Below are 7,847 nucleotides of genomic sequence, written 5' to 3'. Positions count from 1 at the left end.
GCGATCATGGTGGCGGCGATGCTGCAGAAGGGTGAGGCGATTGCCAGCCCCGGCGGCTACCTGCGCAGCCTGACCGCAAAGGCACGGGCTGGCGAATTCTCCATCGGACCGGTGCTGATGGCCTTGCTGCGCGGCAGGGGAGGGACCCAGGCAAAAGCGGGGTAGGCCTCAGTGCAGCTTTGCGAGTTCCGCGCCGACAGCGGCGAGTGGCAGGGCCTCGACACCGTGGGGCAGGGGATAGGCCTCCGCGCCGGGATAGATGAGGATGCGGCGGTCTGGTCTGATGTCTTCGGCCGCAAGGTGAAAACCCTTCTCGACCTTGGGGGCGAGGCTGCGCTTGATCTCGATTGCCCAGACGGCAGCACCGGGAAGCGTCAGCAAGACGTCGATTTCGGCACCAGCGGAGGTGCGGTAGAAGTTCATCCGGGTGCCGGGAGGTGCGGCAGCCGACAATGTTTCGATGACGAAGCCTTCCCAGCTGCCGCCGGCGACGGGATGGCCGAGAAGCTGTTCCTGCGTGCCGAGCCCGAGAAGCGAGTGGGTGAGGCCGCTGTCGCGGACGTAGATCTTGGGTGATCTTACCAGACGTTTGGACATGTTGGCGTGCCACGGTTCGAGGCGTCGGACCAGCAGCAGGTCGACCAGGAGGTCCAGGTAGGACGCTACAGTCTTGCCATCGATGCCAAGAGCTCGTGCGAATTCGGCCGCGTTGAGCAGGCCGGACTGGTGGTGGGCGAGCATCGTCCAGAAGCGGCGCAGGGTTTCGGCCGGAATGCGAGGCCCCAGCATCGGGATGTCGCGCTCGAGGTAGGAGCGGATGAAATCCTGCCGCCAACGCAGGCTGGCTCGGTCGCTCGGGGCAAGAAAGCTCTCGGGAAAGCCGCCGCGCACCCAGAGGGTGGAGATATCCTGAGGCGCGACCTCGATGCCGTCGAGCGGGTGCATCTCGACATAGGCGATGCGCCCGGCGAGTGTTTCGCTCGACTGCTTCATCAGGTCGATCGAGGCCGAGCCGAGCAGTAGGAAACGCCCGTTACGCAGACCGCTGCGGCGGCCTCGGTCGATCAGCCCGCGCAGGTTCTGGAACAGGCCGGGAAGCCGGTGGACCTCGTCGAGGATGACGAGCTTGTCGTCGTGGCTTGCGAGGTAGAGCTCCGGTTCAGCCAGCTTGGCGCGATCGGCATCGGATTCGAGATCCAGGTAGATCGATGAGCGTGTCTCGGCGATCTGAAGGGCAAGGGTTGTCTTGCCGACCTGGCGCGGCCCCAGCAGGGCCACGGCGGGCGAGGTTTCAAGCAGTTCGACGACTTCGGGGGCAATCCTGCGCGTAATCATCCTTGTATTTATGGAACATGAATCCATATTTGCAAGGGTAAAGGTCGATGATGACAAGCGAAAACGGCCGCTGTGGCCTAGAGCCCGCTTGCCTTGGTCAGGTTGACGCGGAACCGGTCGCGGCGACGCTGATACTTGCGGGTCATTTCGGCGCTGGCATGGCCGAGCTGCTTCTGGATATAGCGTTCCTCGACCTCTGCCGACGAGGCCAGCCCGGCCCGCAGCGAATGGCCGGCGAAAAGCGTGGCACGCTCACCTTCGGCCAGATCGCCGCGCACGCCGGCGGCGAGCGCCGTACGCCTGACGAGACGGGCAACTTCCTGATCGTTGAGCCGTTCGGCGCCGACGTGCTTGCCCTGTCCGGTAACGCGGCGGAACAGCGGGCCATGGGCGATGCGGGCAAGATTCAGCCAGGTTTGCAGCGCGACCAAGGGGCAGGTGATGTCGGACGAGCCACGGCCGATCTCGACCTCGCGCCAACCGGTTTTTCCCCTCAGGGTCACCAACAGGCCCTTTTCGGGGAAGATCTCGATCCAGCCTCGGCCATCCGATGTCTGGTCACGACCGCAATCGAGACCGACGATCTCGGAACGGCGCAGGGCGCCGGTGAAACCGATGAGCAGCATGGCGCGGTCGCGCAGGCCCCGCAACGTGCCACGATCCAGCGTTTCGAGCATGGCCATCAGATCCTCCGGCAGGATCGCCTCCTTCTGCCGGGGCGGGCGGGCATGGCTGTTTCTGATACCGGCCATGACGGTGGCGACGGCGCGATGCTTTCTCTCGAGAGAAAGGCCGCGTTGGGCATAGTTCCAGCCCAGCGACGACAGCCGCCGTTCGATCGTCGACACGGACTTCTTGTCGCCGCCTGAAGCGGAGCCGGAGGCCAGGGCGGTGATGTAGAGACCGACGACCTGTGGGTCGGGCGGCATGAGCGAAAAACCCTGGCGCCGGGCCCAGTCGGAAAAATGCTTCCAGTCAGCGGCATAGGCCCTACGGGTGTTGGCGGAACTCGCCGCCTCGACATAACCGCGCGCTCGCTCGGTGAGATCGTCGAGATGTGCAGGCATCTGGCCGGCGAACTTAGTTTCGGCGGGCTGCAGGGCAGGGGATGGTCCGTCGGACAGGGGCACGCGGACATCATCAATCTGCCGCCCCATCGCCATCACGACATCGACGATGTCGGGCAGATCTTCTGCCGGCGAGCCGCTGTCAGGGCGATCGTGGTCTAAATCGCCGTTCTCGGTCGTGCGCTCTCGTCGAGCGGAGTGGTACCCAGTACGGTTTTTGCGGTTCTGCTCGACGTGAGAGGCCATTTCGGCAGTGGAACACAATATGATTGATAATTCAACATTATCGTTCGTTTTTATAGATCGACAGGCTGTGCGGTTTTGAGCATTCATGATGGAGTAAAGCGCACTCCCGATTTATCATCTATCGCATGATTCGTGCCTTCCCATCGTCCACTGCAGCGCCCGCGCCATCGCGGGTGCCGGCCTGGGCGTTGCCGGGCGGGCCGCTCGAGCACGACACCGACGCCGCTTTCTTTGCCGGCGCCGCGCTGAATTCGCTCGACAATCTGGTCCGCTCCGAACCGGCCTGGGCCGGCGCCTGGCGGCAGCGGCTCGCCCTGAAATGCGCCGCCGCCGCCGTGCGTCTCGCCGGCCGCTCCGAGGACCAGGCCGCGCTGCGCGACGCCTGGTATTTGCGTCCGGCCAACGGCGATCCCGGCCCCGCCGGCAACCTTTTGGCCGCATGGCGGCAGCTGGCATCGCGACCGCCGGCGATCAATGCTGAAAGACTGGCCGAAGTGGTCGCGCTTCTCGGCCTGCGCTGGGACGACGGTTTTTCCGATCTCCCGGGGACAATTGATGCTGTGGTCCGTTCTGGCCGGCCGGCGCCGTTTGCCGCCGCGGCGATCGCCAGCCAGGTTGTTGCCGTGTCGCCGGCAGCGGAACTGTTGGCCTGGTGGTGCGCCGATTTTTTGGTGGCGCAAAAACTTCGCTGGCCGCGGCCGGTGCCGTTGTTGATGGCCCAGGTTTTTGCGTCGGCGTTTCGGGCCACGGGCCATGGCCCAAAAAGAATTCGACCGGGAGGAGAAGAAATGGAGCGGGCGGTGTGCCTGGCGCTGGCGCAAGGTTCTGACGACGCCTTGCGGCTGGCCGCAGACCTGTCGCGGCGCGCCGAGCGGCTTGCGGCAGTGATGCCCGAGCTTCGCGCCAAGGGGGCTGGGGAGGTGATCAAGAAACTGCTCGACGACGATGCCGTGCCCGGCACGCTGACCACCAAAACCCTGTCGCGGTTCGGCGCGCGGCGTCTGTTCGAGCGGCTGCAAACATTCGAGGCGGTCCGGGAGCTGTCCGGTCGCGATTCCTTCCGGCTGTTTGGGCTGTGACGATGGTCGGATCCGCTGCACGTAAGGGGCAAAATAGTCAGTCGGCGCTGCTCGACACCGAACTCGAGCACCTGCCGCCGGAACTGCGCTGGCGCGAGTGGATGGGCCGGGTCGAGGCGGTGATCTTCGCCGCAACCGAGCCGGTGACCCGGGAGACGCTCGCGCGCGTCGTCGGCAGAGGCTGCAACATCGAGCTGGTCATCGACGACATCCGCGCCGAGCTCGCCGGCCGACCTTACGAGCTGGTCTCGGTCGCCGGCGGCTGGCAGCACCGGACTAAAAAGGCGTTTGGTGACGTCATTCGCACCGCGATAGGTCCGACGGAGAGTTCACGACCGCTGTCGCAGTCGGAGGCGCTGGTGCTGATGTGTATCGCCTACTTCCAGCCGATCACTCGTGGCGAGCTCTCTATATTCTTCGGCAAGGAGGTGTCGCGCGATCTGATCGGGATTCTGCGATCGCAGAATTTGATCGCGTCGGGGCCGCGCTCGCCGCAGCCCGGCGCGCCCTATACCTATGTGACGACGAAGGCGTTTTTATCCCACTTCGGCTTCGATACGCTGCGCGATTTGCCGGATTTCGAGGCGCTCGAGGATGCGGGGCTGCTGTCGAAGGAAAAGTTGCTTGGCGGTCACATCATGCCCGACTTTGCCGCCGGCCAAGAGGACGTCGGAGACGAGACGACCGAATAGCTGCGCGTTGCGCTGGGGTTCCCTTTTATGGCGTTCCAGAGGTCCCGCGCCATGCCGCTATGCAGGCTTCGCCGACAGGAGCTCGCGCAGGATTTCAGCTTCGCTAGCAGCTCGTCAAACGTGATGATAGACAGACCGGACAAGCTGTTGCGGTACAGCTCGAAGGAACGCTTCCGCTCGGTATCCGGGATCATACCCGCCAGCACCACGCCTTTGATGCCGTAGGCCTCCAGCTTTTGCTGGGGGTTAAGCGCCTTAATCCGGTAGATATCGCTGCGCAGTTTATCGATCTGGTCCAGGGTCTGCACGACCGCGCCGACCAGCTCGGGGGAGGGCGCCAAGACTCGGCCGCGGTATTGCTTCTTGCTGACCAGCTCCATGCCGGCGTTTTGATCTCCAGAATGGCAATACTGTCGGTCAGCTGGTTGGTGAACAGGAAATCGGCGATCTTCTCGCCTGACCCGTCCAGGATCTTGCCGCCGACATGGGCCTGCCCCTGCAGCAAAAGCACCGGCACGTTGAATGCCATGTCCAGGATGAACGGGTTGGCCTCGAACAGCTTCTGCCATTGCGGCTCGGTGGCCTTCGCGGCGAGCTGCGATTCAATATGGACTATCACCGAGAACCTAATGATGGTCGGAATGGCCATCTGGATGATCCTCAAGCCCATTCAAACAGGGTCCTCATTCCATGAAAAATCACAGTTTACGAGCGCAAATCATATGACTATCGCATTCCATGTCACCGCGACGAGAATCAGCGCCACGCCGATCATCATCACCGCAGCGAAAGCCATGCCGCCTCCGGCGCTCCGCGCGAGATCGCGAAGGTCATGACGAAAAGGGTCAAAGGACAGGGGACCAGCCCGGCGGCGAATCCTGCGATGGCTCCCTGGCCGTGAGCGTGTCCGGGATCCCGGCAGAACGAACGACAATACGAGCGACACGGCCAAGCGTGCCGCCCGGGCTGCCACCACCTGCGCGTCGAGCAGGTGGTGGTAGCGGGTGCCTACTTCAGGTCCCCCGACGGCCGCAAGCAAAAGGATTCCCGAGTGGCCCTGCCCCGCCGCCCCTTGCGGTTGCGCAACCTACCGCTCTCGCCGCATGGAGCGGTTCAGAGACCTACAGGTTGATCCCTCGGAAGCATGATGCAGTTTTGCCTGTTGCGATTGTTTTTCGGGGAGGGCCCATCTTGCTGGTCGGGAGTGCAATCGCAGCGAGCGCCATCACGGCCACGACACGAGCGAGCGCCGGAGCCTCCCGCACAGCGGCTTTTGGTAGCTAGCCGATACGGACGATTGTCTCAGACGTAAACTCAAAAGTCGGGATTGCAAGGTTCTCGGGCGCGGGTCCCTTACGAATCCGGCCCGCTGTATCATAATGGGAGCCGTGGCAGGGGCAAAACCACCCCCCGAAGTCGCCAGCCTCACCCAGTGGCACACAACCGAGATGGGTGCAGACGCCAATCATCACGATCCAGTTTTCCCGTCCCTCGCCCGCCGACCGGGCGAGATCCGTCGCGGGCTGCTCACCGAGAAGATTCGCATTTCGGGCTACCGGGTCCTTGAGTTCCTGGAGTTCGACAGCCTGAGCGGCCTGGACTTCTTCTGGCGTTCGGTTGCGAACGAATATGGGGCGGCCTCTCCACTTGGCGGTGAGAGACATTCCTGGTTCCACAGAGGAGATGTCAATCTCGATCGTGGAAAGGGCGCGGGTCGAGGCATCAGGACGCATTTGATCGATGAATGGCCAGGCTGCGCCCGCAAGGCCGACAACGCCAGCCATACCGGTCGCGACATAGAGGAAATCGCGTCGCGTCGGTTCGCTTGTCGTGGTATCTGGCAAGACACACTCCCTTGACGCTGCAAGTTCCTGGTTGCGGACGGCAGATGTGCGGTTCGTAAGGAACTTACCCAACTGACAGAGTCTAGGGCTAGAATTAGGCTGAGCCAATAGCTTGGTAGTGCGGCAGCTGAACGCAGCTGAGGGTCCTGCGAGTCACCGCTCTATTTCTTAGGATCTTTGTTGAAGGCTGATGGCGACCGGACCGGCAGCAGGAGGTTCCTTCGAAGCGGGGCACCAGTTTTTTCGGCTACGGGGGTTCCAACAGGCAGCTACAGAGCCATAATACCAGCCATGGTCCAGCAGCGATACACGAACCGGGCGCCCGCGGCGTCGAGTTTATCATGTCGGCCATCGAATTTGAGGACGGTGCGGTACAGGTTGATGCCGCGATCATCGCCATGGGACCTGAATCGGAGCCTCGCTCGTGCAGCCGCTCATCCGTGACGGCAGGATAACCTGCAGGCACGAAGCTGGCGAAGGGGATGATGCCGGACATTCCCGGCTTACCTTCTTTTTCCGTAACCGGCGGCTCCGGGTCATCGTCACTGAAAGGGGAACCATCATCCAGCAGTCCGCCGTCGATTTCGGCGAGCGGCCGCTTGGGGACAGTTCGCGGAGGCTCGGCGAATGATGGGGAAGGAGAAGCGGCTCCCTCTGATCATCGACTCGTCGGATCAGCTTCCCAGCGCGACCATTCTTAAGCGTTTTCCGCTGCCGAGGAATTTCGGAGTCGCTCCGGACTCAAGGATAGAGGAAGGGCAGGTGTGGAAGGCTCCCGCTGGCGCTTCCCGCACCAAGGCGTTCACGATCTACCGCTATGATCCCGATAGCGGCGACAATCCGACGCTGGACATTTTCGAGGTCGATCTCGACGATTGCGGCCCGATGGTTCTGGACGCGCTCATCTGGATCAAGAACAAGGTCGATCCGACGCTGACCTTCCGCCGCTCCTGCCGCGAGGGCGTCTGTGGCTCCTGCGCCATGAACATCGACGGGACGAATTGGCTGGCCTGCACCCGAGAGATTGCCGAGACGGATGAGGCAGGGCGCATCTACCCTTTGAGCAACATGAGGATCGTTAAGGATCTGGTCCCCGATCTGACGCATGTCTTTGCTCAATACGCCGCTATGGAGCCTTGGCTGCATTCCAAGACGCCCGCACCGGAAAACGAGCGACTCCAGTCACCGGAGGAGAGATCGGAACTGGACGGCTACTATGAGTGCATTTTGTGCTTCTGCTGCACTTCCGGCTGTCCGAGCCACTGGTGGAATGGCGACCGTTTCCTTGGTCCGGCCGCTCTGCTCCAAGCCTATCGCTGGCTTGCCGACACGCGGGACGAGGCCACTGGCCAGCGCCTCGACGACCTCGAAGATCCCTTCCGGCTCTATCGCTGCCATACGATTTTGAACTGCACCCGGACTTGCCCTAAGGGTGGAACCCCGGCAAGGCGATCGCCGAGATCAAGAAAATGATAATCGAACCGGCGAGCTAGAGCGTGTCGCACTTAATCGGTCTCATATCCGGCAGCCTTGAAGAAGTTTCGGCATTGTGTTGGGTCGAAGAGGTCACAGATATCGCCGATT

7 protein-coding genes and 2 pseudogenes are annotated in these 7,847 nt (G+C 62.6%); 5 read left to right on the top strand and 4 right to left on the bottom strand.

From position 1 onward, the window contains the following. The first annotated feature begins 6 nt into the window (after positions 1-6). Positions 7-165: a replication initiation protein RepC gene (gene repC, locus GGR00_RS27990; RefSeq protein WP_425488820.1), complete on the top strand. Its 159-nt coding sequence runs from the start codon at positions 7-9 to the stop codon at positions 163-165. A 3-nt stretch (positions 166-168) separates the two neighbouring features. On the opposite strand, the gene GGR00_RS27985 is transcribed toward repC, so the two are convergent. After that, on the bottom strand, positions 169-1,335 hold the full coding sequence (locus tag GGR00_RS27985) for an ATP-binding protein (RefSeq protein ID WP_184702827.1): 1,167 nt from the start codon (positions 1,333-1,335) through the stop codon (positions 169-171). A gap of 77 nt (positions 1,336-1,412) precedes the next feature. Next, on the bottom strand, positions 1,413-2,648 hold the full coding sequence (locus GGR00_RS27980) for a site-specific integrase (protein ID WP_184702825.1): 1,236 nt from the start codon (positions 2,646-2,648) through the stop codon (positions 1,413-1,415). Positions 2,649-2,773: 125 nt separating this feature from the next. Here GGR00_RS27980 and GGR00_RS27975 point away from each other — a divergent pair, with 125 nt between their 5' ends. Continuing rightward, positions 2,774-3,727 carry a DUF1403 family protein gene (locus GGR00_RS27975; RefSeq protein ID WP_184702823.1) on the top strand — a complete coding sequence of 318 codons (954 nt, stop codon included), beginning with the start codon at positions 2,774-2,776 and terminating at the stop codon, positions 3,725-3,727. 2 nt (positions 3,728-3,729) lie between these two features. Then, the gene (gene scpB, locus GGR00_RS27970) at positions 3,730-4,419 is read left to right on the top strand and encodes an SMC-Scp complex subunit ScpB (protein ID WP_184702821.1); all 690 of its coding nucleotides are present in this window, start codon (positions 3,730-3,732) and stop codon (positions 4,417-4,419) included. Here scpB and GGR00_RS28760 read toward each other — a convergent pair. Both GGR00_RS28760 and petA read right to left on the bottom strand, forming a co-directional pair. Next, a pseudogene (locus GGR00_RS28760) lies at positions 4,359-4,948 on the bottom strand (Shedu anti-phage system protein SduA domain-containing protein). The gene scpB and the pseudogene GGR00_RS28760 overlap by 61 nt on opposite strands. 751 nt (positions 4,949-5,699) lie before the next feature. Next, the gene (gene petA, locus GGR00_RS27960) at positions 5,700-6,203 is read right to left on the bottom strand and encodes a ubiquinol-cytochrome c reductase iron-sulfur subunit (protein WP_246441731.1); all 504 of its coding nucleotides are present in this window, start codon (positions 6,201-6,203) and stop codon (positions 5,700-5,702) included. A gap of 484 nt (positions 6,204-6,687) precedes the next feature. Between petA and GGR00_RS27955 the strand changes: the two genes are divergently transcribed. Both GGR00_RS27955 and GGR00_RS27950 read left to right on the top strand, forming a co-directional pair. After that, positions 6,688-6,894 (top strand): DUF6522 family protein, encoded by a 207-nt coding sequence (locus GGR00_RS27955; RefSeq protein WP_077547589.1) that lies wholly within the window; start codon positions 6,688-6,690, stop codon positions 6,892-6,894. Between the two features lie 62 nt (positions 6,895-6,956). Continuing rightward, positions 6,957-7,756: pseudogene (locus tag GGR00_RS27950) on the top strand (succinate dehydrogenase iron-sulfur subunit). The last annotated feature ends 91 nt before the right edge of the window (positions 7,757-7,847 follow it).

Origin of the sequence: Aminobacter aganoensis (genome assembly GCF_014206975.1) — a bacterium.
Lineage (GTDB): Bacteria > Pseudomonadota > Alphaproteobacteria > Rhizobiales > Rhizobiaceae > Aminobacter > Aminobacter aganoensis.
The sequence above is the reverse complement of the archived record's forward strand: the minus strand, read 5'-3'. Positions and strand labels throughout refer to the sequence as shown.